This is a genomic window from Luteibacter sp. UNCMF331Sha3.1 (genome assembly GCF_900109915.1).
Lineage (GTDB): Bacteria > Pseudomonadota > Gammaproteobacteria > Xanthomonadales > Rhodanobacteraceae > Luteibacter.
In genome coordinates, this window is record NZ_FOBU01000001.1 from 642,150 (window position 1) to 665,825 (window position 23,676).

Here is a 23,676-nt window from a genome sequence, read left to right on the forward strand (position 1 = left end):
GGGTGCTCTGCTACGGCGACGCTTCCGGAGCGTTCGCGGCGAAGAACGCCTGCACGTCCACCAGCTCCCGCGTCCGCGGCATCGGTGGCAGGCTGGCGAGGAAGAGGCGCCCGTAGCCCTTGGTGCCGAGGCGCGGATCGCACAGCACGAGCACGCCACGATCGTGCACGTCACGGATGAGCCGGCCCGCGCCCTGCTTCAGCGCGATCACCGCGGTGGGCACCTGCCAGCCCATGAAGGGATTGATGCCCGATTCCTCCAGCGCTTCCAGGCGCGCCTGGAGCACGGGGTCGTCCGGCATGGCGAACGGCAGCTTGTCGATGACGACGACGCTCAGCGCCTCTCCGGCCACGTCGACGCCCTCCCAGAAGCTCGCCGCGCCAAGGAGCACGCCGCGACCGCTCGCCCGGAATTCCTCCAGCAGCCGGTGACGTGGCGCCGTGCCCTGCACGAAGAGGGGCCACGGCACGCGTCCCTCGAGCAGTTCGGCGGCACGGCGGAGCGCGCGGTGCGACGTGAAGAGCAGGAAGGCGCGACCGTCGGAGGCGTCCAGCACGGGGCGGACCGCCGCGATCACGCGGTCGGTGTAATCGCGCGCGGAAGGGTCGGGCAGGTTCGCCGGCAGGTAGGCCAGCGCCTGGCGCTGGTAGTCGAACGGGCTTTCGACGTGCAGCGTGTGTGGATCCTCGAGCCCGAGCTGTCGCGCGAAGTGACCGAAGTCGCCGGCGATCGACAGCGTGGCCGATGTGTGGATCCACGCCGCGTCGGTGGACATCCGCATCGCGCGCAGTGGCGACGCGAGATCGAGCGGCGTGGCATGCAACGCGAAACCGCGGGGCCAGGTCTCGTACCAGCGGACGTCGCTGGCGGCGTGTTCCTCGGCGATGCGATCGAGGCGCAGGCTCAGCATCTGCGCGCGTTCGTACGCGTTGGCCAGGCCGCGCGAACGCTCGCCGAGCGCGGCGAGCAGGTCCGACATCGCCGCCATCACGTCGCGCAGTTCGACCAGTGTCTCGCGCACCGTCGGGTCGCGGTCGAGCGCACCGAGTGGGCCCCGCGCCGGCAGGGGATCCATCGCCAGGCGCAGGCGCCTGACGAGATCCTGGATCGCTTCCACGGGCTCGAGCAGCTGGCTGGTGGCGCCCGTGACGCCCTGCGCCTCGGCGAGCGCGTCCTGGCCCAGGTCCACGATCTGCCGCGAGCTCACGCTCTGCGAGAAGAACTGGCCTGCGAGTTCCGGAATCTGGTGCGCCTCGTCGAGGATGAAAGCGTCGGCGCCCGGCAGGATTTCGCCGAAGCCCTCCTGCTTCAGGGCCAGGTCGGCCATCAGGAGGTGGTGGTTCACGACGACGACGTCGGCCTCCATCGCCTCGCGGCGCGCCTTGACCACATGGCATTCGTCGAAGAAGCGGCATTCGGAGCCGAGGCAGTTCTCCGGCGTCGAGGTGACGCGCGGCCACACCGGCGAATCTTCCGGGATATCGACCATTTCCATCCGGTCGCCGCGCCGCGTGCGCGCCGACCATGCGCGGATGGCGGAGAGCTGGGAGACGAGCTGGCGGTCCGGGTTGCCCTCTCGCACGGCCTGATCGAGCCGATAGAGGCAGAGGTAGTTCGCGCGGCCCTTGAGCAGGCTGAGCCTGGCCCGGCTGCCCAGCACGGCGTGCACGCGCGGCAGGTCGCGGAAGAAGAGCTGGTCCTGCAGCGCCTTGGTGCCGGTGGAAACGATGACCTTGCGCCCCGACATCAGAGCGGGAACGAGGTACGCGAAGGTCTTGCCGGTCCCGGTCCCGGCCTCGGCGATCAGCATGTCGCGCTCGCCGATGGCCGTGGCGACCGCGGCCGCCATGCGCTGCTGGGCCTCGCGGGGTGCGAATCCCGGTACTTCGCGGGCGAACGGGCCCTCCGCGCCGAGGATCGCGGCCACTTCGAGTTCAGTCATCCGGCAAGTATCGCCTACAATGGCGGTCTTTACGTCTTCACAAGCGCGCAAAAGGCGCGCGTCGAGAGCCCACGCATGGACAAGAGTTTCGAGCCCAGCCAGATCGAGTCGAAGTGGTATGCCCAGTGGGAGGCCAACGGCTATTTCAAGCCGTCCGGCAAGGGCACGCCGTACACGATCATGCTGCCGCCGCCCAACGTCACGGGCACGCTGCACATGGGCCACGCGTTCCAGCACACCCTCATGGACACGCTGGTGCGCTACCACCGCATGCGCGGCTACGACACCCTGTGGCAGCTCGGCACCGACCACGCCGGCATCGCGACGGAAATGGTCGTCACGCGCCAGCTCAACGCCGAAGGCATGCAGCGCGCCGATCTCGACCGCGACGCCTTCATCCAGCGCGTGTGGCAGTGGAAGGACGAATCCGGCGGCACCATCGGCCGCCAGATGCGTCGCATGGGTGTGTCGGGCGACTGGAGCCGCGAGGTCTTCACGATGGACCCGGGGCCGTCGAAGGCGGTGGTCGAAACCTTCGTGCGCCTCTACGAAGAAGGCCTGATCTACCGTGGCCAGAAGCTGGTCAACTGGGATCCGGTACTGAAAACGGCGATCTCCGATCTCGAGGTCGTGAGCGAAGAGGAAGACGGTTCGCTGTGGTCGATCCGCTATCCGCTGGCCGACGGCTCCGGCGAGCTCGTCGTCGCCACCACGCGCCCGGAAACCATGCTGGGCGACGTCGCGGTCGCCGTGCATCCGGACGACGAGCGCTACGCGCACCTGATCGGCCGCATGCTCGCCCTGCCCCTGTCCGACCGGCAGATCCCGATCATCGCCGACACCTACGTCGAGAAGGACTTCGGCACCGGCTGCGTGAAGATCACCCCGGCGCACGATTTCAACGACTACGCCATCGGCCAGCGCCACGGCCTGCCGATGATCAACATCCTCACCGACGACGCGAAGATCAACGACGCGGCGCCGGAGAAGTACCGCGGCATGGATCGCTACGTCGCGCGCAAGGCCGTGCTCGCCGATCTCGAGGCGCAGGACCTGCTCGTCGAGACGAAGAAGCACAAGCTGCAGGTGCCGCGCGGCGATCGCACCGGCCAGGTCATCGAACCCTATCTCACGTGGCAATGGTTCGTCCGCATGGACACGCTCGCCGCGCGCGGACTCGAGCTCGTCGAGCAGGGCCACGTCAAGTTCGTGCCCGAGAACTGGATCAATACGTATCGCCACTGGCTCGGCAACATCCAGGACTGGTGCATCAGCCGCCAGCTCACCTGGGGTCACCAGATTCCGGCGTGGTACACCGACGACGGCGGCATCGTCGTCGGGCGCGACGAGGCCGAGGCGCGGGCGAAGGCCGCGGCGACCGGCTACACCGGTGCGCTGCGTCGCGATGGCGACGTGCTCGAAACCTGGTTCTCGTCGTCGCTCTGGAGCCATTCCACGCTCGGCTGGCCCGACCCGCAGGCGCAGGCCGAGCGCGGCTTCGACCGCTACCTGCCCAGCAACGTGCTGGTCACGGGCTTCGACATCATCTTCTTCTGGGTCGCCCGGATGATCATGATGACCGACCACTTCACGGGCGAGGTGCCCTTCAGGGACGTCTACGTCACGGGCCTGATCCGCGACAAGGACGGCCAGAAGATGTCGAAGTCGAAGGGCAACGTGCTCGACCCGCTCGACCTCATCGACGGCATCGCGCTCGACGACCTGCTCGCCAAGCGCACGCGCGGCCTGATGCAGCCGAAGATGGCCGAGAAGATCGAGAAGGCTACACGCAAGGAATTCGCCGACGGCATCCCCGCCTTCGGCGCCGACGCCTTGCGCTTCACCTTCGCGTCGCTGGCGACGCACGGTCGCGACATCAAGTTCGACCTCGAGCGCGCGGCGGGCTACAAGGCGTTCGTCAACAAGCTCTGGAACGCGTCGCGCTTCGTGCTGATGAATCTCGGCGACGGCCCGGTTGACGCGATGAAGCCGTCGACGGAGGCCGAGCGCTGGATCCTCACCCGCCTGCGCGACACGCTCGCCATGGTGAAGGAACAGTTCGCCCTGTATCGCTTCGACCTCGCGGCGCAGGCGCTCTACGAGTTCACCTGGAACGAGTTCTGCGACTGGTTCCTCGAACTGTCCAAGCCCGCGCTCAACGGCGACGACGACGCCGCGGCCGCCTCGACGCGATACACGCTGGTGCACGTGCTGGAAACGCTGCTGCGCGCGCTCCATCCGCTGATCCCGTTCGTGACCGAGGAAATCTGGCAGAACGTGCGTCCGGTGCTCGGCATCGACGGCGCCACGATCATGCTGCGCGCGTACCCCGAGGCGACGGACATCGACGGCGACGCCGCCGCCACCGCCGAGATCGAATGGGTGAAGGACGTGCTCACGGGCGTGCGCCGCATCCGCGCGGAAATGAACATCGCGCCGGGCAAGGTCATCCCGCTGCTCTTCGCCGACGGCGATGCCGCCGATCGCGAGCGCGCGACGAAGTTCGCCGCGCAGCTGGCGTTCCTCGGCCGCGTGGAGACGCCGCAGTGGGTGTCGGGCGACGAGCCCGCCGCCGCGGTCGCGGTGATCGGCGGCATGCGCGCACTGATTCCCCTCGCCGGGCTGATCGACGTCGAGGCGGAGAAGACCCGCCTGGCGAAGGAAATCGCACGCGTGGAGGGCGAAGTGCGCAAGTGCGAAGCGAAGCTCGGCAACGCCAGCTTCGTCGCCAACGCGCCCGCCGAGGTCGTCGAACAGGAGCGCCAGCGCATCGCCGACTGGACGCGCCAGGCCGACGCGATGCGCGAGCAGGCCCGCAAACTAGGCTAAGACGACGCTTTGTGGGAGCCAGCCTGCTGGCTCCCACCATGCGAGGGAAGGCCGGTGTGATCGGCTCCCGCCACATCACATATCGTGCTTGTTCACCTCGAAGCCGCCCTTCTTGTACTGCGTCCAGCGGGCACGCGATCCTTCGCGCTCCGCGGGATCGGCGGCCACGACCTCGAGCACGCGATCGAAATGGCCCGGCGCGCAGACGTCGCGCAGGTTGATCACCATGGGCCGATCGGCGGTGTCGACACCGGGCGGAACGATGAGGACGGCGGTATCGCCATCGTCGTCGTCACCGGCGAGCTGATGCGGGATGAAGCTGTCCTCGTCGAACGACCAGAGGTATTCGTCGATCGCCTCGGCCTGCTCGAAATCGCGCGTCAGGATCAGCGTGGGCTGCTGGGCCGCGAACGCGCGCTTGGCGAGTTCGCAGACCAGCAGCAGCGGATCCTCGCGGAACCGCGGCTTGTCGATCAGGTAGAAGTCGGCGCGAGGCATCGCGAAGCGATCAGCCGGCCGCGACGCGGTCGAGCAGCCACTGCGTGAGCAGCGGCACCGGACGACCGGTGGCGAGACCCTTGCGGCCCTCGTCCCACGCCGTGCCGGCGATGTCGAGATGCGCCCAGCGACGACCTTCGGTGAAGCGCGCGAGGAAGCAGCCCGCCGTGATTGCGCCGGCGTACTTGCCGCCGATGTTCGCGACGTCGGCGAAGCCCGAATCCAGCTGGCTCTGGTAGTCGTCCCACAGCGGCAGGCGCCATGCGCGGTCGAGCGTGGCTTCGCCGGCGGCGAGCAGTTCGGCCGAGAGCGACTCGTCCTTGGTCATCAGGCCACTGGCGTGCTTGCCGAGCGCCACGACGCAGGCACCCGTCAGGGTGGCGGCATCGATGATGGTGTGCGGATCGAAGCGCTTGCCGGTGTAGGTCAGGGCATCGCAGAGGATCAGGCGCCCCTCGGCGTCGGTGTTCAGCACCTCGATGGTGATGCCCGACAGGCTGGTGAGCACGTCGCCCGGGCGATACGCCGCGCCGTCCGGCATGTTTTCCACCGCCGGCACCACGCAGACGAGGTTCACCGGCAGCTTCAGCTTCACCGCCGCGACGAACGCGCCGAGCACGCCGGCTGCGCCGCACATGTCGAACTTCATTTCCTCCATGCCCGGGCCGGGCTTGAGGCTGACGCCGCCGGTGTCGAAGGTGATGCCCTTACCCACGAAGGCGTAGGGGCGGTCGCCCTCGGCGCCGCCGTTCCACTGCAGGATGACGAGGCGCGGCGCGTTGGCCGAGCCGCGGGCCACGGCGAGCAGGGAGCCGAAGCCCTCGCGCTCCATGTCCGCGCGGTCGAGCGCCTCGAAGGTGACGCCGTCGTTGGCTTCCGCGAAGGCGCGGGCCTGGTCGGCGATGTAGTCCGGATTGCAGATGTTCGGCGGCAGGTTGCCCAGCTCGCGGGCGTAGCGCACACCCTCGGCGATGGCGCGTGCCTCGGCGAGACCGGCCTCGCCCTCGGCGGGACCGACGAGCACGAGGCTGGTCAGTTCCGGCTGGGCCTTGTCGCGCGGCTTCACTGTGGCCGTGTAGCGATAGGCCGCGTGGTCCGTGGCGAGGGCGGCGACGCGCACGCGCCAGGCGGCATCGCGGCCGGGGACGTCGATCTCGGGGAGCCAGCTGACCGCCTCGGTCACCGGCAGGCGGCCGATGGCGCGGGCCGCCTCCAGCGTCACCCGCTGGTAGCGCGCGGCGTCGAAGGTCTTCTGGGCGCCCAGGCCGAGGATCAGCACGCGGGCGGCGGCGATGCCGGCCGGCTGGAGCAGGGTGACGACGTTGCCGACCTTGCCGGTCACGTCGCCGGCTTCGACCAGGCGCTTGATGGCGCCCTGGGCCGCCGTGTCGATGCGCGCCGCGGCGCTGGTCAGGACACCGTTCTCGTAGACACCGACCACCGCCACCGGGGTAGCGGTCGTTTCGGGAGCGTTGGAACCGAGGCTGAACTGAACCGTCATAGCTTACTGTCCTGCATAAGCCCGCCCGGGGTCGGGACAGGCTAGACTTGTGGTTTGCCGGCCGGGACTGACGCGGCACTAACCGCCAATTCTACCAAATGCTCAGCATCCTCGACCGTTATTTCCTGCGCGAACTTGCCTACGGGGTGCTCGCGACGGCCATCGTCCTGCTGGTGATCTTCGCCGGCGGGGCTTTCGCGTCCGTCCTGCAGAAAGTCGCCAACGGCAGCATCCAGCCGAGCGTGATGTTCGAGGTGCTCGGCCTGCAGATGGTCGACCTCCTCTCCACCCTGCTTCCGATGTCGGCCTTTCTCGGCACGCTGATCGCGCTGGGCCGCATGTACCGCGAGAGCGAAATGCACGTGCTGGCGTCCTCGGGCATGGGTCCGCGCGGCATGCTGCGGCCGGTCACCCTGCTCGCCGTGATCGCCACCATCGTGGTCGGCACGGTCTCGCTCTGGCTCGGCCCCCTGTCCTCGCGGACGGCCGACCAGGTGATCGCCGCCGCCAACAAGTCCGTGATCGCCGCCGGCCTCGACGCCGGCCGCTTCACCGAGCTGCCCGGCAAGGGCGGCATCATCTTCGTCGACACGCTGAGCCGCGACGGCACGGTGCTGGGCAAGACCTTCATCGCCACGGACCGCGTGGACGGCGACGGCAACCCGCAGGTACGCGTGGTCAACGCCGACAACGGCCGGATGTACCAGGAGAGCGACGGACAGAGCCGCTTCCTCGCGCTCTTCAACGGCTGGCAGTTCGAGATTCCGCTCGGGGGCGACAACTGGCGCCGCATGAAGTACGAGCGCAACGACATCTCGCTGTCGAGCATCGCGGACGAGGACGACGACAGCGACCCCGCGCACGAATCCTCCACCACCGACCTGTTCAAGGCCGGCACGCCGGAATCGCTGGGCGAGATCGTCTCGCGCTTCGCCGCCCCGGTCAGCACGCTCGTGCTGATGATGATGGTGCTGCCGATGTCCCGCCAGGCGCCGCGCGACGCACGCTATGGACGACTGCTGATCGCCGTGCTCGCGTACTTCCTCTACGTGGTCTGGCAGCTGATCGCCCGCGCCCAGATCATCAAGGGCAACCTGCACACGTCCGCCCCGATCTGGGTGCTGCACATCGTCGTCTTCGGCGTCGCCGCGTGGTACTTCCATCGTCAGTACGCCGTTCGCCGCGTGAAGGGAGCCCGCTGATGGCCACGCTCACCATCAAGCGTGCCGACCGGCTGATCGGCGCGAGCGTGCTCGGCACGCTGCTGCTCGTCTGGCTCGTGCTCACGGGATTCGACGCGCTGACGCAGTTCGTGCGCCAGCTCGGCAACATCGGCAAGAACGGCTTCACGCTCTACGACGCGATCGCCTACATCATGCTGACGGTGCCGCGGCGCCTCTACCAGATGTTCAGCAACGCGGCGCTGATCGGCGGTCTGCTCGGCCTCGGCGGTCTCGCGGCCACCGGCGAACTCACGGCCCTGCGTGCCGCCGGCATGTCGAAGCTGCGCATCGCGGCGTCGGCGGCGGGCGTGATCGCGGTACTGACCGTCGGCGTCGTCGTCATGGGCGAAACCGCGGCGCCGTACGGCGACCAGCACGCCCAGGCCATCCAGGTGCGCATGCGCTCGAGCAACCTCGGCTCGACCAGCAGCGGCCTCTGGGCGCGCGACGGCGGCAAGATCATCAACGCCAAGTCCGCCATCGCCACTCAGGAAGGCGACCTCACGACGGTGAAGCTCGTGGACGTGCGCGTGTACACGATGACGCCGGACGGCCAGGTCAGCACGTTCGCGCACGGCGACAGCGCCATCCACGACGGCAACCGCTGGGTCATGGCCAACGTGCGCACCACCTCGCTGGACGCGGAAGGTACGCATTCGGCGCACGAAGCCAGCCAGACGTGGCAGTCGCACCTCAATCCCCACGTGCTCGAGCAATCGGTGATCCACCCGGAATACCTGTCGATGGGCGACCTCCGGCGCAACATGCGTTACCTGGAAGCCAACGGACAGAATCCCGGCGCTTACGCGGTGGCGTTCTGGGGTCGCGCGCTGTTCGCCATCAACACGCTGGTGCTGGTGCTCTGCGCGATGCCGTTCGCCTTCGGCTCGCTGCGCTCGGGCGGCCTCGGCAAGCGCCTCTTCATCGGCATCATCCTCGCCATCGGCTGGTACTTCCTGCAGGGCGCCATGGTGAACTTCGGCACCGTGTACGGGCTGGCACCGCTGCTCGCGAACCTGTTGCCCACCGTCCTGCTCATCGTCGGCGCGCTCGTCTATTTCCGGAAGTTCAGCTAGCCGGCCGCCTCGGGGGTGCACACGGTTTCCAGTGCCGCATCGAGGTCGTCGCCCGTCATCGGCTTGCGCAGCAGCGCATCCATGCCCGCGGCGCGTATCGCCGACAGCTCGTCGCCCGCGGAGCGGGCGGTGACGGCGACGATCGGCATGTCGTCGAGATGCGTCATGCGACGAACCATCCGGGCGACCTGAAAACCGTCCATCGCGGGCAGGTCGAGATCCAGGAGCATCGCGTCATACGTGTCGCGTGCGAGCGACGTCATCGCCGCCAGCCCGTCGGTCGCCAGCGACACGACATGGCCGCGCTGCCTGAGCAGGCCCGCGATGACGTCGCCCACCACCGGATCGTCTTCGACGAGCAACAGGCGTCGCCGCGCCGCCACGACCACCGGTTCCTGCGACGTGCCGGCGCACGCGCCGCACGTGCACGGCACCAGCGGCACGCGCACGATGAAATCGCTGCCCTGCCCCGGGGTGCTGCGCACGCCGATGCTGCCGCCCATCAGCAGGCAGAGCTCATGGCAGATCGCGAGGCCCAGGCCCGTGCCTTCCGCCCGCTGCGGCGAGCCGCCCTGTTCGAACCGGGAGAACACACGCTCGCAAAGGTCGGCCGACATGCCGGGCCCCGTGTCGTTCACCGTCATGACGAGCTCGTCGCCGTCGCGGGCGACATGCAGCGAGACGCGACCGCGATCCGTAAACTTCACGGCGTTGTTGACGAGGTTCTGCAGTATCTGGCGCAGGCGGATCGTGTCGCCACGTATCGAGAGGGGCACGCCGGCGTCGACGGCGGCCGACAGCCCGATGCGCTTCTCGTGCGCCCGCGCCTCCGCGAGTGCGACGACTTCGCCGGTGACGGTCCGTATCGGCACGCATTCGGATTCGAGCACGAGGCGCCGCGCTTCGATGCGCGTGATGTCCAGCGCGTCGTTGACCAGCCGGAGCAGCGTCGTCCCCGAGCGTCGCACGGCCTCGATATAGGCGCGCTGTGTTTCGTCCAGCGGCGTCCGTGCCATCAGTTCGGCCATGCCCAGCACGCCGGTCATCGGCGTCCGGATCTCGTGGCCGAGCGTCGCCATGAAATCCGTCTTCGCCGCATTGGCCTCCTCGGCGAGGCGCTTCTGCTGCTCGGCCAGTCGCAGTTGCATCGTCTGGCGCACACGCCGGCGCGCACCCGTGACGGCCAGCCCGATGACCAGGATCGTGGCGCTGACGTAGACCAGCCACGCCCACCAGCTCAGCCACGGCGGATCGTCCACGACCACGGTGATGGGTCTTGCGAGTTCGCCGTTGACCTCGTCGCGACCGGCGCCGGAGATCACCAGGCGATAGACACCGGCATGCAGCGGCCCGAAGCTGCGTCGTCCGTCCTTGCCCGTGCGTAGCTCGGTGACGCCTCCGCCATCCTCGAGGTTGAAGACGAGGTGGTTGCGATCGGGATTGACGTAGGAAAGCGCGCGGGCGCTGACGACGAGCTCGCGGTCGTTCCAGCGCAGCCGCAGGGTGTCGCCATCGATCGGCAGCGATTGCCGCGAGCCGTCCCGAAGCACGCTCGCCCCGAGGAGGACGATGGTCGGTTTGCGCGCATGGTCGCGCTGCCGGTCGGGGCGAAAGCCGACGAGGCCACCCAGCGTCGCGCCGTACATCGTGCCGTCGTCGAGTTGCACGGTGGTGGCGTTGGTGAATTCGCCGCTGTCCAGGCCGTCGGCCAGTCCAAACGGACGGAACGTCCCGTGGCCCGGATCGAAGCGCCATACGCCGGTGTGTCCGAACAACCACAGACGCCCGGCGACGTCCCGCCGGATGTTGAGGATGTCGGCCGACGGAAACCCCTCGGCACCGCCGATGGAACGGTCCAGCACCGCGTGGCGACCGTCCCACCGGTAGTGCTCCATCGAATCGGGGCGAATCACCCAGAAGGCGCCCTCCTCGGGCTCGAACGCGTGAATGCGCCCGGGCGCGACCCCGGCGATCGGCTGCATGTGTCCCGAGGCGGGATCGAGACGGGAAAGCCCCGCGACGCTCGCCTGCCAGAGCTGGTCGCCGACCATCTCGATCTGCCGCGTATCCGCGTCGCCGCGACGCGCGCTGGCGGGAGAGATCGGCGTGGCATGCTTCAGCGCCGCGTCGAGCACGAACAGGCCGCGCCCGAAGACCGCGACGTAGACCACGCCGTCCGCACCCGCGACAAGCGTGGTCACCGGGCCATCGATGGTGCCGGGAAAGATCCGCCGCCATCGATGTCCGTCCCGCGCGATCGCAAGACCTTCGGCCGTGCCGATCAGCAGGCCGGCGGGTATCTCGAGCAGCGACTGCACGCGCAGATCGCCGATGTCCAGCGCGGCCTCGGTGCGCCCCGTCGCGGGGTCGAACGCCCTTATCCAGCCGCGCATGCCGCCGACCCACAAGCGGCTTCCGCCATGCGCGGCCACGGCCGTGACGGTCCGACCCGGAAAGCTCTGCGGATCGGTCGCCACATGCGCGAAACGGGTGAAGTCCTCCCATGCCGGGCCGAGATACGCGAGGCCACCGTCGCTGAGGGCGAACCACAGCCCGTGCTCGCGGTCTTCCAGCATGCCGCGGACGGCGCGGCCCGGCAGGCCGCCGGAGGTGATCCACGATGCGGGCACCGCGTGGAGACGGCCGTAGCGATCGAGCGCGGAAAGACCGTCGGGGCCGGCCAGCCAGAGGCTGCCGTGGCTGTCGGCCAGCGACACACCGAACGACACCGCGGGCACGCGCCGGTCACGGCGGAGATGCCCGTCGTGGGAAAGGCGGTAGAGCCCCCGATCGGTGGAGAACCGGAGCTCGGCGGCATGGCCATCGATACGCGACACGCGCGGACGACCGCCATCCTCGAAGGGCACCGCCGTGATCCGGCCCGCCGCGTCGACGACGTCGACGCCGCCATCCGAGCCGACCCAGAGCCGCCCGTCGTCGGACGCATGCAGGGCATGGATCGACGCCGACGACAGACCGTCGGGCCCGGGACGTCGCGCGTCGAGGACGGCCCCATCCGGCGCCATGTGCACGAGGCCGTCCGCCGTGCCCACCCAGATGGATCCGTCGCGGGCCTGCGCGATCGCGCGGATGTCGTCGCTCGCCAGGTCGTCGCGCCAGTGGACGAACGCGGCCGTCGCCGGGTCGTACCGACCCAGTCCGAAGTCCGGACCGCCCATCCAGAGCCTGTCGGCGCTGTCGACCATCAGCGCCGAGATCTCTCCGGCAGGCAGCGCATCGGCGCGATCGCCCCCGACCCGCGGCGAGACGAATTCGACACCATCGAAACGGGACACGCCGACGGATGTCCCGACCCAGATGAAACCCTGGCTGTCCTGCACGACCGCATGGACCTTGCTGCTTGGCAGGCCTTCGAGGAGACCGTAGCGGCGGAACTGGGGCGTGGGCACCGGCGGCATGGCCGTGGCGGACGCCACGACGGGCAGGACCGCGATCGATACGATCGCGGCCACGAGGGTCCATCTCGTGATGAGCGTGCTGAACATACGCCGGCTTCCAGGTGCAGGCCCGATCATGCCATGCGCGTCCGCGTCGCATAAGCGAACCTCGCTCAGGCACGTGTAGGAATCCCCCCACTCCGTACCCTTAGAATGGGCCATGTCCCGCCGGCTTCGCCTCCTCCTCGCCGTGATCGGCCTCGTCGCCCTCGTGTGGCTGACGCTGGCCGCCGTGGACCGTGCGATCGCGCTGGGCCAGCGTTTCATGGGCCTTCCCGAGGGTCTGCGCTGGATCGTCGGGCTCCTCGTCCTCTTCGGCGCGGCCCTCGTCGTGGGCTTCGGCGCGTGGTGGTTGCGGCCGCGCCGGCCTCGCACGCCGGTGGTCGCACCGGATCGCGCATCGCTCGAGGCGCGGATCGAAACGCTGCGCGAGAGCCGGATCGACGTTGAGGAACTTCGTAGCGAATTGGGCGAGCTGGACCGGCGCCGCGAGACGGCGCATGTCTATGTTGCCGTGTTCGGCGAGATATCGACGGGCAAATCGACACTGATCGCCGCGCTCGCACCGGGCAACGCGCCCGAGCGCGATGCGCGCGGTGGCACGACCCGCGACGTGGCCCACTATGAAACGGATGCCTGGGGCGCGCGCTGGACAGTGGCCGACGTACCCGGCTCGGCCGAATCGGACGGCGACGCTCGCGAGCGCATGGCGCGCGACGAGGCGCTGCGGGCTCACGCGGTCGTCTATGTCTGCGCGGGCGACCTCACGCGCACGCAGGGCGAGGAACTGCGCTGGCTCGGCGATTTCGGCAAGCCCCTCGTGCTCGCCGTGAACAAGGCCGACCAATGGACGGCCGCCGAGCGGGACAGCATCGTCGGGCGCGTACGCGCGCAAAGCGCCGGCATTCCGGATGCCGTGGTCGCGATCAGTGCCGGTGGCGACGAGCGTTTCACGCGACGCCTCGCCGACGGCACCATCGAGAACGTCGCGCGCCGGCGGCCCGCCGACGTCGAGCCCCTCATGAACGCGCTTCGCCGGATGCTCGCGCCCGGCGCGACGCAGCTCGAGGCGCTACGCGAGAACGCCGTGCTCGCGGGACTGCACGAACGGACCGGTGAGCGCGAGGCCGAATGGCGCGCCGCCGAAGCCGAGCGCATCGTGAGCCGCTATGCGCGGCGTGCGATCGTCGGCGCCATGGCCGCCGTCGCGCCGGGCAGCGACCTCGTGATCCAGGGCGTGCTGGCCACCGGCATGGTCCGCGCGCTCGCGGCGTTGCACGACGTGCGCGTCACCGATGTGGAAATCGACAACCTCCTGCGCCAGGTCCGGATGACCTTGCGAACCGGCACGTCGCTGGTGCTCGCCATTTCGGGAAACGCCCTGAAAGCGTTTCCCGGCCTCGGCACGCTGGGTGGCGGCATCCTTCACGCCTTCGCCTATGCCCTCATCTTCGACAGCTTCGGCCGCGCGCTGGCCGCCACGCTCGCGGAACGACGGACGCTCGATCAGGCCGACGCCAGCGAACGCATGCGCGAGCTCCTCGGCGACGCCGGCCAGTCGCGCCTGCGCCGCCTGGCCGAGCTCACCGGCGAGGCCCTGCGGGACCGCTGACGACAGGAGGCCCCAGGTGAACGATGCGTTCGCGGCGAGCGGGCTGACAAGGCGGTCGCGGTCGGCGACACTGCGCCTCATCGGCCGCGATGCGGTCCCGTCGCGGCAGGTCATCACGCATGCGTAACGTTCATCGCGCCCTCGCCTTCCTCGCCGCCTGCGCGCCGTTCGCGGCCAGCGCGGATGGCGTCGCCTACCGCATGGATCCGGTACACAGCCAGGTGGTCTTCAACGTCGACCACAATGGCTTTTCGCGGTCTTTCGGCCGCCTGCGCATCGCCGAAGGCACGGTCGTCTTCGACCGCGACGACTGGTCGAAATCGAAGGTCGACGCCACCATCGACCTCGCTTCCGTCGACATGGGCGATGCGGGCTGGGACAAGGCCGTCCGGGGCGACGCCCTGCTCGCCAGCGACCGCGAACGCACCGCCCGGTTCGTCAGCGATTCCGTCGAGAAACGCAGTGACGACGAAGGCGTCGTGCATGGCCGGCTCACGCTGCGCGGCACCACGCTGCCCCTCGATATCCCGTTCCGCGTGAACCGTGTGGGCAAGACCATCTACGGCCTGCATACCGTCGCGGGATTTTCCGCGTACCTCACGCTGGACCGTACCGCCTACGGCATGACGTCGAACCGCAATTCGATCGGCACGGATGTCTCCGTGTGGATCGAAGTGGAAGCCATCCGCGGCGACGAGCCGACCACCCAAAAACCGAAGGAGACGACCGATGCCCCTGCGCAGTGAGGCGACCCGCTGGAGCACCGTCGCCAAGACCTTCCACTGGACGATGGCCCTGCTGATCCTCGGCAACGGCGCCTTCGCCTTCTGGATGGACGGCCTCAAGCCGTCGCTCAACAAGATCAACATGTTCGCCCTGCACAAGTCGATCGGCCTCACCGTGCTCGCGCTGTTCCTGCTACGCGTGCTGTGGCGCTTCGCCGATCGCCGTCCGCCGCACACACCGGGGCCGCGCTGGCAGATGGTGGCGATGCATGCGGTGCACGCGCTCCTGTACGTGCTCATCGTCGCGCTGCCGCTGACGGGATGGGCGTTCAATTCCGCGCACGGCTATCCGCTGCAGTACTTCAGACAGTTCAACCTGCCTGCCATCGTCGGTCACGACGAAGGTCTCGCGAACGTACTGATCGAGGTGCACGAATACCTGTTCTGGTTCCTGCTGCTTCTGCTCGTGCCGCACGTCGGCGGCGCGCTGAAGCACCACATCGTCGATCGCGACGACACGCTTCGGCGCATGCTGCCGTTCGGTCGAGCGAAGCGAAGCACCCCCACCCCGCCCGGAGATTCCGCATGAACCCGATCCTTCGCCGTCTTTCCACCCTGGGCCTAGCCCTTGCCGTGCCCTTCGCCGCCACCGCCGCCGACTACAAGGTCGGGCCGGGAAGCACGCTCGGATTCAGCGGCAAGTTCCAGGGCCAGCAGTTCGATGGCACGTTCGGCAAGTTCGATGCCGCGATCAGCTACGATCCCGCGAACCTCGCGACCGCGAAGTTCGACGTCACCGTGGACGTCGCGACGGCGAAAACCGGCGACGGCGACCGCGACAACGCGCTGCCCACCCCCGATTTCTTCGACGCGTCGAAATTCCCCAAGGCCCGCTACGTCACGACGGGCTTCACCAGGGATGCGAAGGGTGGCGTCGTCGCCAACGGCAACCTCACGCTGCACGGCGTCACGAAGCCGCTCGCGCTCAAGGTCGCCTTCAAGCCCGCCGCGGGCGGCGCGAATCTGTCGGTCACCGGCACGCTCAAGCGTCTGGACTTCGGCGTCGGCAGCGGCGACTACAAGGACACCGGCACGATCGCCGACGAAGTGCTCGTCAACGGCACGCTGAACCTGCTGCCGAAGTAAGGCCCATGGCCGCGTGGCGCGAACGCCTTCGCGATCTCACCGGCCGTTTCCGTCGCCGCGGCGCGGTCGCGCCCGCGGTCGACGACCGGGGCGGTCCCGTGGCCGCGAGCCTGCGCGGCCTGTTGAACGACCCCTCGATTCCCGCCGACGTGCGCGCGTCGATGAGCGCCGACTTCCGGCGCGTCGAGGACATGCTCGACCGCCTGGAAAACGAGGAGCTTCACGTCGCCGTGTTCGGCCGCGTCTCGGCGGGCAAGTCCGCGTTGGGCAACGCGCTGCTGGGACGCGACGCGTTCGCCGTCGGCGTGCTCCACGGCACGACGACGGAAGCCGACGCGGCGCGACTCGACGAAGCCGCCACGGCGGGCCTCGTACTGATCGACACGCCCGGCATCAACGAACTGGGCGGCGAAGCGCGCGAAAAACTCGCGTTCGAGGTCGCGGACGTGAGCGACCTGATCGTCTTCGTCGCCGACGGCGACCTCACGCGCGAAGAACGCGACGCGCTGCGCACGCTGGCGTCCACGCGTCGCCCGCTGCTGCTCGTGCTGAACAAGGCCGACCGTTACAGCGACGACGAACGCGAGGGCCTGCTAGAGCGACTGCGCCAGCACGGCTCGACGCTGGTGCGGCGCGAGGACGTGATGGCGGTGGCTGCATATCCGTCGCCGCGCGACATCGTCGAGGTCGACGCGTCCGGCATCGAGCGTCGCTACGCCGAGCCGCGCGCGCCCGATATCGGTGCGCTCAAGGCGCGGCTGCTCGCCATCGCCGAGCGCGAGGGCAAGACGCTGTCCGCGATCAACGCCGGCCTCTTCGCCGGGCGTCTGACCGACCAGATCGGCGAACGCATCGCCACCGCGCGACGCGACGTCGCCAGCGGCGTCATCCGCCAGTACTGCATCGCCAAGGCGGTCGGCGTGGCGCTGAACCCCGTACCTGTCGCCGACCTGCTGCTCGCCGGCGGCCTCGACGCGGCGATGGTGGTGCAACTGGGGCGCGTGTACGGTCTGCCGCTCACGCGGAGCGAATCCGGCCGCCTCGTCGCGGTGATCACCACGCAACTCGCGGCACTGATGGGCGCGGTGTGGGGCGTGCAGCTCGTCGCCTCCGCCCTCAAGGGCCTCAGCGGCGGGCTGTCGGTCGTCGTCACGGCCGCCGCGCAGGGTGCGCTCGGCTGGTACGCCACGGTGCTGATCGGCCGGGCCGCCGAGCGCTACCTCGTGGCGGGAAAGTCGTGGGGCGAACACGGCGCGAAGCGCGCGGTGGCGGACATCGTCGCGGGGCTCGATCGCGATTCGATCCTGCGCGAGGCCCGCGAGGAAATCCTGAGACGTCTGAAGCGCTGAATCTCAGGGCGACTGCGTGAACGCCCTCACCGCGGCTTCGTCGAACGGCCAGTCCAGTTCCGCACCGTCGTCGCGACGCAGCACGGGCACGCGCACCCCGTAGCGCGCCTCCAGTGCATCGTCGTCGTCGATCCAGACCGAGCCGAAATCGGGCAGCCGGGCCGCGGCAAGCACCGCCAGGGCCTGGTCGCAGAGATGGCAGTCGTCGCGCTGGAACAAGGTGAATGCGGACATGCGCAGGTGTATGGGGCCGGGGACGTGGCAGCGTAGAATAGCTGGCTATTTCCCATAGCCAATCCCCAGGCAGCCATGGCAGTCAGCGTTTTCGACCTCTTCAAGATCGGCATCGGCCCGTCGTCGTCCCACACCGTGGGTCCGATGCGCGCCGGAGCGCGCTTCGCCGAGCATTGGCTCGACGAGAAAGGCGTGCTCGAGCGCGTGGCACGCGTGCGCTGCGAGCTGTTCGGATCGCTGGCGATGACCGGTCGCGGCCACGGCACCGACAAGGCCGTGCTGCTCGGTTTCGAGGGTGAATGGCCCGATCGTGTCGACCCCGACACCATCCCCGCCACGCTCGAGCGGATCCGCGCCACGAAGCGCATTCGCATCCTCGGGCGCCGGGAAATCGCCTTCGACGAAAAGTCGGACCTCGTCTTCAACAAGCGCCAGAAGCTCCCGTTCCACACCAACGGCATGCGCTTCTCGGCCTACGATGCCGACGGCAACGAACTCGCGACGCGCGATTACTACTCGGTGGGCGGCGGTTTCGTGGTCAATCCCGACGAAGCGGCCGAAGACCGCATCGTCGCCGATACCAGCGAACAACCCTACGCGTTCTCCACCGGCGACGAGCTGCTGGCACTGTGCAAGGAGCACGGGCTCACCATCGCGCAGCTGATGATGCGCAACGAGAGCATCTGGCGCCCAGAGGCCGAGACACGTACCGGCCTGCTGCGCATCTGGAAGGCGATGCAGGACTGCGTCGCGCGCGGCCTGCGCTCGCCAGGCGTGCTGCCCGGCGGCCTCAAGGTCAACCGCCGCGCCCCCGCGATGGCGGCGGAGCTGCGTGCGCAACCCGAGGCCGCGCTGCGCGATCCGCTCACCATCCTCGACTGGGTCAACCTCTACGCGCTCGCCGTCAACGAGGAAAACGCCGCCGGCGGCAGCGTGGTGACCGCGCCGACGAACGGCGCCGCGGGCATCGTCCCGGCGGTGCTGCACTACTACCGTCACTTCTGCCCCAACGCGTCCGAAGACGGCGTGATCGAGTTCCTGCTCACGGCCGGCGCCATCGGCATCCTCTACAAGGAAAACGCGTCGATCTCCGGCGCCGAGGTCGGTTGCCAGGGCGAGGTCGGCGTGGCGTGTTCCATGGCCGCCGGCGGCCTGACGGCCGCGCTGGGCGGCAGCGTCACACAGGTGGAGAACGCCGCCGAGATCGGCATGGAACACAATCTCGGCCTCACCTGCGACCCCATCGGCGGCCTCGTTCAGATCCCGTGCATCGAACGCAACGCGATGGGCGCCGTGAAGGCGATCAATGCGAGCCGCATGGCGCTGAAGAGCGACGGCAAGCACCACGTGTCGCTCGACAAGGTCATCGCCACCATGCGCGACACCGGTCGCGACATGAAGGACAAGTACAAGGAAACGTCCCGCGGCGGCCTCGCCGTCAACGTGATCGAGTGCTGATACCGGAGCGGGACCACCCGCTCCCCCTTCACCTCGCCGGGCACATCCTGGGCAGCCGGTCGACGGTCTCGACACGCACCGGCTCGTCCTCGCCCCACCAGTTGGCGACCGCCGAATAGCAGACCCGGAGCTTGCCCCGTCGGGTTTCGAAGCGCTGCTTGCTGGTGTACGCGAAGCAGGAAACCGACGACAGGCGACCCAGTTCGCGCATCGCGATGGCGCAGCGCCGCACGGCCTGCACGGGGTCTTCGCCGGGATATAGCGTGAAGTAGAAACCCTTGGCGGTACGGTCGTACGACTCCGAATCGATCAGCCGCCCGTCGTCGCTCCATCGCTCCTGGGCTGCGGCAATGCCGCATGCCGTCAAGGCAACGAGCAACACGCCGCTGGCGACCAACTTCGATTGCATCCGACCCCCTTCGTCCATACCGCGTCGGCCAGTGTATATCGACGCGCGTCCACTTGTGTGCTGCGACCGCGGGCTGACAGGCGCGGCCCGGGCTGTCATCATCCGGCCCTTGTGCCGCCCCGGGGCAGGTTCCCGCCCGCCCCGACCGACCGGAGTCATCATGTCCCATAGCGCTATCCGCCGCGACGTCGGCGCCTTTGCCCTCATGCTTACCGGCCTGGGCTCGATCATCGGATCGGGCTGGCTGTTCGGCGCATGGCACGCCGCCCAGCTCGCCGGCCCCGGCGCGATCTACGCCTGGCTGATCGGCGCCGTCATCATCCTGTTCATCGCGCTGACCTACGCGGAACTGGGCGCGATGTTCCCCGAGTCCGGCGGCATGGTGCGTTACGGCCATTACTCGCACGGCTCGCTCGTCGGCTTCATCGCCGGCTGGGCCAACTGGATCGCGATCGTCTCAGTGATCCCGGTCGAGGCCGAAGCGTCCGTCCAGTACATGGCCTCGTGGCCGTGGGAATGGGCGGCATGGACGAAGGACCTCTACGTGGTCACCAACGGCCACGGCGAACTGACGCCGCCGGGCCTCGCCATCGCGGTGGTGCTGGTGATGGTCTACTTCTTCCTCAACTTCTGGAGCGTGAAGCTGTTCGCCAAGAGCAACACGGCGATCACCGTCTTCAAGCTCGTCGTGCCGGCGGCCACCGGCATCGCGCTGATCGCCACCAGCTGGAACCCCGGCAACTTCGAGATCGGCGCGCACGGCGGCAGCCACGCGATCGACATCTCCTCGATCCTGACCGCGGTCGCCATCTCGGGCATCGTCTTCAGCTTCAACGGCTTCCAGAGCCCGGTGAACCTCGCGGGCGAGGCGCGCAATCCGGGACGCAGCGTCCCCCTCGCGGTCATCGGCTCGATCCTGCTCGCCACGGTCGTCTACGTCATCCTGCAGGTCGCCTTCATCGGCGCCGTGCCGCCCGACCAGCTCGGCAACGGCTGGGCCGGCCTCGAGTACGCTTCGCCGTTCGCCCAGCTCGCCACCGCGCTGATGATCAACTGGATGGCGATCCTGCTCTACGCCGACGCCTTCGTCAGCCCGAGCGGCACCGGCGCCACGTATACCGCGACCACCGCGCGCATGATCTACGCGATGGAGCGCAACGGCCATCTGCCGAAGATCTTCGGCCACATCCATCCGCGCTTCGGCATCCCTCGCCCGGCGATGTGGCTGAACCTCGTGGTGAGCTTCATCTTCCTGTTCTTCTTCCGTGGCTGGGGCACGCTGGCGGCGGTGATCTCCGTCTCGACGATCATCTCCTACCTCACCGGTCCGGTCAGCGTCATGACGCTGCGTCGTACCGCGCCGGAACTGAAGCGTCCGCTGCGCATCCCGGGCCTTCCGGTACTCGCCGCGCTCGCCTTCATCTTCGCGACCGAACTGCTCTACTGGGCGAAATGGCCGCTCACCGGCGAGATCATCCTGCTCATGGTCGTCGCGTTGCCGCTGTACTTCTACTACACCGCGAAGAGCGGCTGGGACGACTTCCGCCGCCACCTCAAGGGCTCGTGGTGGCTGATCGTCTACCTGCCGGTCATCGCGTTCGTGTCGTGGGCGGGCAGCAAGACCTTCGGCGGTCGCGACTACATCCCCTACGGCTACGACCTCGCTCTCGTCGCCGTCATCGGTGCGATCTTCTACTTCTGGGGCATCGCCTCGGGCTGGCGCACGCCGATGGTCGAAGCCGCGCGCTTCCACCACGACGAAGTGCTCCCGGGTGAACCGGACCTCCCGCCGAGCGCCGAAGAGGCCGAACGGGTTACCGGTCACAGGTAACGAAAAAAAGCCGCCCTCCCGGGCGGTTTTTTTTTGGGCTCGGCTTTGCCAGGAGCGTCCCTCGGGGAAAACCGCTCCGGGCAAGCTTTCCGTGGGAGCGGCCTTGGCCGCTCGCACACACACGCTTCAGATCGCCAGCACATCCCCCAGCAGCGCCTGCGCCGTGATCTCCGGACCCGCGCCGGGTCCCTGGATCACCAGCGGCGTCGAGTGGTAACGCGTGGTCGTCAGGGCGAACTGGTTGTCGGTACCGGAGAGGCGCGCGGCCGGGTGCTCGGGATTCACCTCGACGAGGCCGACGCGCGCGCGGCCGCGCTGGTTCAGGCGCGCGAGGTAACGAAGCACCTTGCCGTTCGCGGCAGCCGCGGCATGGCGCGCGCGCAACGGTTCGTCGAGTTCGCCGAGCCGGTCGAGGAACGTCTTCGTGTCCACGTCCCTCAACGCGTCCGGCACCACACTCTCGACTTCCACCTCGTCGCTGCCGAGCGCGAATCCTGCGTTGCGGGCAATGATGAGCAGCTTGCGTGCGACGTCTTCGCCGGACAGATCGGAGCGCGGATCCGGCTCGGTGAACCCAAGACGACGCGCCTCGCGCAACAGCTCCGAGAAGGGACGCTTGCCGTCGTAATGATTGAACAGCCACGATAGCGACCCGGAAAACACGCCTTCGAGGGTCAGGAGACTGTCGCCGCAGTGGCGCAGGCGACGCAGTGTCGAGAGCACCGGCAGGCCCGCTCCGACCGTCGCCGCGTCGCCGTAGACCGCGCCCGCCGACGACGCGCTCTGCAGCGCGCGCCATCCCGAAAGATGCCCGCCGGCGAGTGCCTTGTTGGCGGTGACGACGTGATAGCCGGCCGACAGCCACTCCGCGTGGCGACCGGCCTCCTTCGTACAGGCCGTGGCGTCGATCACGACCTTGCGCTGCGCGCCGGTCGCGTCGAGCGCGGCGAACAACGGGGCATTGTCGCGCCCCTCCCTGCCGTGGGCGAGGTGCTCCGCGACATCGGCGGGCGACCCACCGTCCGCCAGCACGTGCTGGCGTGTCGAGTTCGCCGCGGCGACCAGCCGCAACGAGCGCGCGGCGGGCGTGCCGAGAAGGGTGAGCAAGGCGCGCCCCACCACACCGGTGCCGAGCAGGATCACGGCCGTGCGCGGCACGAGGGACGCCTGCGGCGCGATCGCCACCGCGCTCATGCGCCGACCTTGCGTTTCGACGCGACCGGCGCGACCGCCGCGGCGCGCGCGAGGCCCGCCTCGATGTCCGCGACGAGGTCGTCGCCATCCTCGATGCCGATCGAGAGTCGGAGCAGGTTGTCGCCGATGCCCGCGATGCGCCGCGCTTCCGGCGCCATCGAGGCGTGGGTCATCGTGGCGGGATGAGCGACAAGGCTTTCGACGCCACCCAGCGATTCCGCGAGCGAGAAGTAGCGCAGACCGTCGACGAACGCGCGGATCGCCTCGGTGCCGCCGGCGATCTCGAAACTGAGCATCGCACCGAACCCCGCCTGCTGGCGCTGGGCGAGCTGGTGCCCGGGATGCGTCGCGAGACCGGGGTAGTAGATACGCTCCACCGCGTCGTGCGCGTCGAGGCAGGCGGCCACGCGATGCGCGTTCTCTTCGTGCGCGCGCAGCCGCACGGCGAGCGTGCGCACACCGCGCAGGGTGAGGAAACTGTCGAACGGCGAACCGGTCAGCCCGTTGCAGTTGCCCCACCACTTCAGCTGCTCGGCAACCGCGGCGTCGGCCGCGATCACGGCGCCGCCGACGACGTCGCTATGGCCGTTGATGTACTTGGTGGTCGAGTGCACGACGATATCGGCACCGAGCCTGATGGGCTGCTGCAAGGCTGGCGAGAGAAACGTGTTGTCGACGACGACGAGCGCACCGACGCTGTGTGCGGCCTGGGCGACGTGGCGAACATCCGTGATACGCAGCAACGGGTTCGACGGCGTCTCGACCCAGACCAGCGCGGGCCTGGCGGCGAGACCTTCCGCCAGTGCCGCCGGATCGGTGAAGTCGACGAAACGCACGCTGAAACGACCCTTCTTCGCCCACGCGTCGAGCAGGCGCCACGTGCCGCCGTAGCAATCGTGCGCCGCCAGCACGAGACCGCCCGCCGGAACGATCTCCAGAGCCAGTGCCACCGCGGACATGCCGCTGCCGGTGACGACCGTGCCGGCGCCTTCTTCGAGCTCCGTGAGCGCATCGGCGAGAAGATCGCGCGTGGGGTTGCCGCTGCGCGAATAATCGTAGGCGCGCTTGTTGCCGAAGCCGTCGAAGGAATAGTTCGTCGAGAGGTGCAGCGGCGGGACGACCGCGCCGTGCTGCGTATCGGATTCGATGCCGGCGCGCACGGCGCGGGTACAAAGACGGGAATCGGTCATG

18 protein-coding genes are annotated in these 23,676 nt (G+C 68.8%); 10 read left to right on the plus strand and 8 right to left on the minus strand.

Annotated features, from left to right (window positions below; genetic code table 11):
* Nucleotides 1-10: 10 nt before the first annotated feature.
* Nucleotides 11-1,942: an ATP-dependent DNA helicase gene (locus BMX32_RS02825; RefSeq protein ID WP_089974280.1), complete on the minus strand. Its 1,932-nt coding sequence runs from the start codon at nucleotides 1,940-1,942 to the stop codon at nucleotides 11-13.
* A gap of 75 nt (nucleotides 1,943-2,017) precedes the next feature.
* Here BMX32_RS02825 and BMX32_RS02830 point away from each other — a divergent pair, with 75 nt between their 5' ends.
* The gene (locus tag BMX32_RS02830) at nucleotides 2,018-4,771 is read left to right on the plus strand and encodes a valine--tRNA ligase (protein WP_089974282.1); all 2,754 of its coding nucleotides are present in this window, start codon (nucleotides 2,018-2,020) and stop codon (nucleotides 4,769-4,771) included.
* 75 nt (nucleotides 4,772-4,846) lie between these two features.
* Here BMX32_RS02830 and BMX32_RS02835 read toward each other — a convergent pair whose 3' ends face one another.
* Together BMX32_RS02835 and BMX32_RS02840 are read right to left on the minus strand one after the other, a co-directional pair.
* Nucleotides 4,847-5,269: a DNA polymerase III subunit chi gene (locus tag BMX32_RS02835; RefSeq protein ID WP_089974284.1), complete on the minus strand. Its 423-nt coding sequence runs from the start codon at nucleotides 5,267-5,269 to the stop codon at nucleotides 4,847-4,849.
* 10 nt (nucleotides 5,270-5,279) lie between these two features.
* Nucleotides 5,280-6,770: a leucyl aminopeptidase gene (locus BMX32_RS02840; protein ID WP_089974286.1), complete on the minus strand. Its 1,491-nt coding sequence runs from the start codon at nucleotides 6,768-6,770 to the stop codon at nucleotides 5,280-5,282.
* 98 nt (nucleotides 6,771-6,868) lie between these two features.
* On the opposite strand from BMX32_RS02840, the gene lptF reads away from it, so the two are divergent.
* Nucleotides 6,869-7,972 carry an LPS export ABC transporter permease LptF gene (gene lptF, locus BMX32_RS02845; protein ID WP_089974289.1) on the plus strand — a complete coding sequence of 368 codons (1,104 nt, stop codon included), beginning with the start codon at nucleotides 6,869-6,871 and terminating at the stop codon, nucleotides 7,970-7,972.
* Nucleotides 7,972-9,069, plus strand: coding sequence for an LPS export ABC transporter permease LptG (gene lptG / locus BMX32_RS02850; protein ID WP_089974291.1), 1,098 nt, complete (start codon nucleotides 7,972-7,974; stop codon nucleotides 9,067-9,069). The genes lptF and lptG overlap by 1 nt, the downstream gene beginning before the upstream one ends.
* Here lptG and BMX32_RS02855 read toward each other — a convergent pair.
* Complete coding sequence (locus BMX32_RS02855; RefSeq protein ID WP_170843544.1) at nucleotides 9,066-12,575, minus strand: hybrid sensor histidine kinase/response regulator; 3,510 nt, start codon at nucleotides 12,573-12,575, stop codon at nucleotides 9,066-9,068. The two genes, lptG and BMX32_RS02855, sit on opposite strands and share 4 nt — an antisense overlap.
* A gap of 112 nt (nucleotides 12,576-12,687) precedes the next feature.
* On the opposite strand from BMX32_RS02855, the gene BMX32_RS02860 reads away from it, so the two are divergent.
* The 5 genes from BMX32_RS02860 to BMX32_RS02880 all read left to right on the plus strand — a co-directional run bounded on the left by BMX32_RS02860 (nucleotide 12,688) and on the right by BMX32_RS02880 (nucleotide 17,359).
* A complete protein-coding gene (locus tag BMX32_RS02860; RefSeq protein WP_089974295.1) occupies nucleotides 12,688-14,139 on the plus strand; it encodes a GTPase domain-containing protein in 1,452 nt (483 codons plus the stop codon).
* Nucleotides 14,140-14,258: 119 nt separating this feature from the next.
* Entirely contained in the window at nucleotides 14,259-14,885 is a 627-nt protein-coding gene (locus BMX32_RS02865; RefSeq protein ID WP_089974297.1) for a YceI family protein, read from the plus strand.
* Complete coding sequence (locus BMX32_RS02870; protein ID WP_089974299.1) at nucleotides 14,869-15,453, plus strand: cytochrome b; 585 nt, start codon at nucleotides 14,869-14,871, stop codon at nucleotides 15,451-15,453. The genes BMX32_RS02865 and BMX32_RS02870 overlap by 17 nt, the downstream gene beginning before the upstream one ends.
* On the plus strand, nucleotides 15,450-16,010 hold the full coding sequence (locus BMX32_RS02875) for a YceI family protein (RefSeq protein WP_089974301.1): 561 nt from the start codon (nucleotides 15,450-15,452) through the stop codon (nucleotides 16,008-16,010). The genes BMX32_RS02870 and BMX32_RS02875 overlap by 4 nt, the downstream gene beginning before the upstream one ends.
* Before the next feature lie 5 nt (nucleotides 16,011-16,015).
* On the plus strand, nucleotides 16,016-17,359 hold the full coding sequence (locus tag BMX32_RS02880) for a GTP-binding protein (RefSeq protein ID WP_089974304.1): 1,344 nt from the start codon (nucleotides 16,016-16,018) through the stop codon (nucleotides 17,357-17,359).
* Nucleotides 17,360-17,362: 3 nt separating this feature from the next.
* Here the strand turns inward: BMX32_RS02880 and BMX32_RS02885 are convergent, their stop codons facing one another.
* Nucleotides 17,363-17,593: a glutaredoxin family protein gene (locus tag BMX32_RS02885; RefSeq protein WP_089974306.1), complete on the minus strand. Its 231-nt coding sequence runs from the start codon at nucleotides 17,591-17,593 to the stop codon at nucleotides 17,363-17,365.
* 75 nt (nucleotides 17,594-17,668) lie between these two features.
* Between BMX32_RS02885 and BMX32_RS02890 the strand changes: the two genes are divergently transcribed.
* On the plus strand, nucleotides 17,669-19,051 hold the full coding sequence (locus BMX32_RS02890; protein ID WP_089974308.1) for an L-serine ammonia-lyase: 1,383 nt from the start codon (nucleotides 17,669-17,671) through the stop codon (nucleotides 19,049-19,051).
* A gap of 28 nt (nucleotides 19,052-19,079) precedes the next feature.
* On the opposite strand, the gene BMX32_RS02895 is transcribed toward BMX32_RS02890, so the two are convergent.
* Entirely contained in the window at nucleotides 19,080-19,460 is a 381-nt protein-coding gene (locus tag BMX32_RS02895) for a hypothetical protein (RefSeq protein WP_089974310.1), read from the minus strand.
* A gap of 160 nt (nucleotides 19,461-19,620) precedes the next feature.
* On the opposite strand from BMX32_RS02895, the gene BMX32_RS02900 reads away from it, so the two are divergent.
* On the plus strand, nucleotides 19,621-21,291 hold the full coding sequence (locus BMX32_RS02900; RefSeq protein ID WP_089974312.1) for an APC family permease: 1,671 nt from the start codon (nucleotides 19,621-19,623) through the stop codon (nucleotides 21,289-21,291).
* Nucleotides 21,292-21,417: 126 nt separating this feature from the next.
* On the opposite strand, the gene BMX32_RS02905 is transcribed toward BMX32_RS02900, so the two are convergent.
* Both BMX32_RS02905 and metB read right to left on the minus strand, forming a co-directional pair.
* Nucleotides 21,418-22,485, minus strand: a complete 1,068-nt coding sequence (locus tag BMX32_RS02905) for a homoserine dehydrogenase family protein (RefSeq protein ID WP_089974314.1) — start codon at nucleotides 22,483-22,485, stop codon at nucleotides 21,418-21,420.
* A complete protein-coding gene (gene metB, locus BMX32_RS02910; protein ID WP_089974316.1) occupies nucleotides 22,482-23,675 on the minus strand; it encodes a cystathionine gamma-synthase in 1,194 nt (397 codons plus the stop codon). Before metB ends, BMX32_RS02905 begins: the two co-directional genes overlap by 4 nt.
* Between the last annotated feature and the right edge of the window lies 1 nt (nucleotide 23,676).

Bases quoted from the DNA above. Each gene is read 5' to 3' on its own strand.
- lptG (WP_089974291.1), top strand. From the start codon at position 7,972: ATGGCCACGCTCACCATCAAGCGTGCCGACCGGCTGATCGGCGCGAGC.
- BMX32_RS02905 (WP_089974314.1), bottom strand. From the start codon at position 22,485: ATGAGCGCGGTGGCGATCGCGCCGCAGGCGTCCCTCGTGCCGCGCACG.
- BMX32_RS02855 (WP_170843544.1), bottom strand. From the start codon at position 12,575: ATGTTCAGCACGCTCATCACGAGATGGACCCTCGTGGCCGCGATCGTA.
- BMX32_RS02840 (WP_089974286.1), bottom strand. From the start codon at position 6,770: ATGACGGTTCAGTTCAGCCTCGGTTCCAACGCTCCCGAAACGACCGCT.
- metB (WP_089974316.1), bottom strand. From the start codon at position 23,675: ATGACCGATTCCCGTCTTTGTACCCGCGCCGTGCGCGCCGGCATCGAA.
- BMX32_RS02865 (WP_089974297.1), top strand. From the start codon at position 14,259: ATGCGTAACGTTCATCGCGCCCTCGCCTTCCTCGCCGCCTGCGCGCCG.
- BMX32_RS02835 (WP_089974284.1), bottom strand. From the start codon at position 5,269: ATGCCTCGCGCCGACTTCTACCTGATCGACAAGCCGCGGTTCCGCGAG.
- BMX32_RS02885 (WP_089974306.1), bottom strand. From the start codon at position 17,593: ATGTCCGCATTCACCTTGTTCCAGCGCGACGACTGCCATCTCTGCGAC.
- BMX32_RS02870 (WP_089974299.1), top strand. From the start codon at position 14,869: ATGCCCCTGCGCAGTGAGGCGACCCGCTGGAGCACCGTCGCCAAGACC.
- lptF (WP_089974289.1), top strand. From the start codon at position 6,869: ATGCTCAGCATCCTCGACCGTTATTTCCTGCGCGAACTTGCCTACGGG.
- BMX32_RS02830 (WP_089974282.1), top strand. From the start codon at position 2,018: ATGGACAAGAGTTTCGAGCCCAGCCAGATCGAGTCGAAGTGGTATGCC.
- BMX32_RS02880 (WP_089974304.1), top strand. From the start codon at position 16,016: ATGGCCGCGTGGCGCGAACGCCTTCGCGATCTCACCGGCCGTTTCCGT.
- BMX32_RS02895 (WP_089974310.1), bottom strand. From the start codon at position 19,460: ATGCAATCGAAGTTGGTCGCCAGCGGCGTGTTGCTCGTTGCCTTGACG.
- BMX32_RS02900 (WP_089974312.1), top strand. From the start codon at position 19,621: ATGTCCCATAGCGCTATCCGCCGCGACGTCGGCGCCTTTGCCCTCATG.
- BMX32_RS02890 (WP_089974308.1), top strand. From the start codon at position 17,669: ATGGCAGTCAGCGTTTTCGACCTCTTCAAGATCGGCATCGGCCCGTCG.
- BMX32_RS02825 (WP_089974280.1), bottom strand. From the start codon at position 1,942: ATGACTGAACTCGAAGTGGCCGCGATCCTCGGCGCGGAGGGCCCGTTC.
- BMX32_RS02875 (WP_089974301.1), top strand. From the start codon at position 15,450: ATGAACCCGATCCTTCGCCGTCTTTCCACCCTGGGCCTAGCCCTTGCC.
- BMX32_RS02860 (WP_089974295.1), top strand. From the start codon at position 12,688: ATGTCCCGCCGGCTTCGCCTCCTCCTCGCCGTGATCGGCCTCGTCGCC.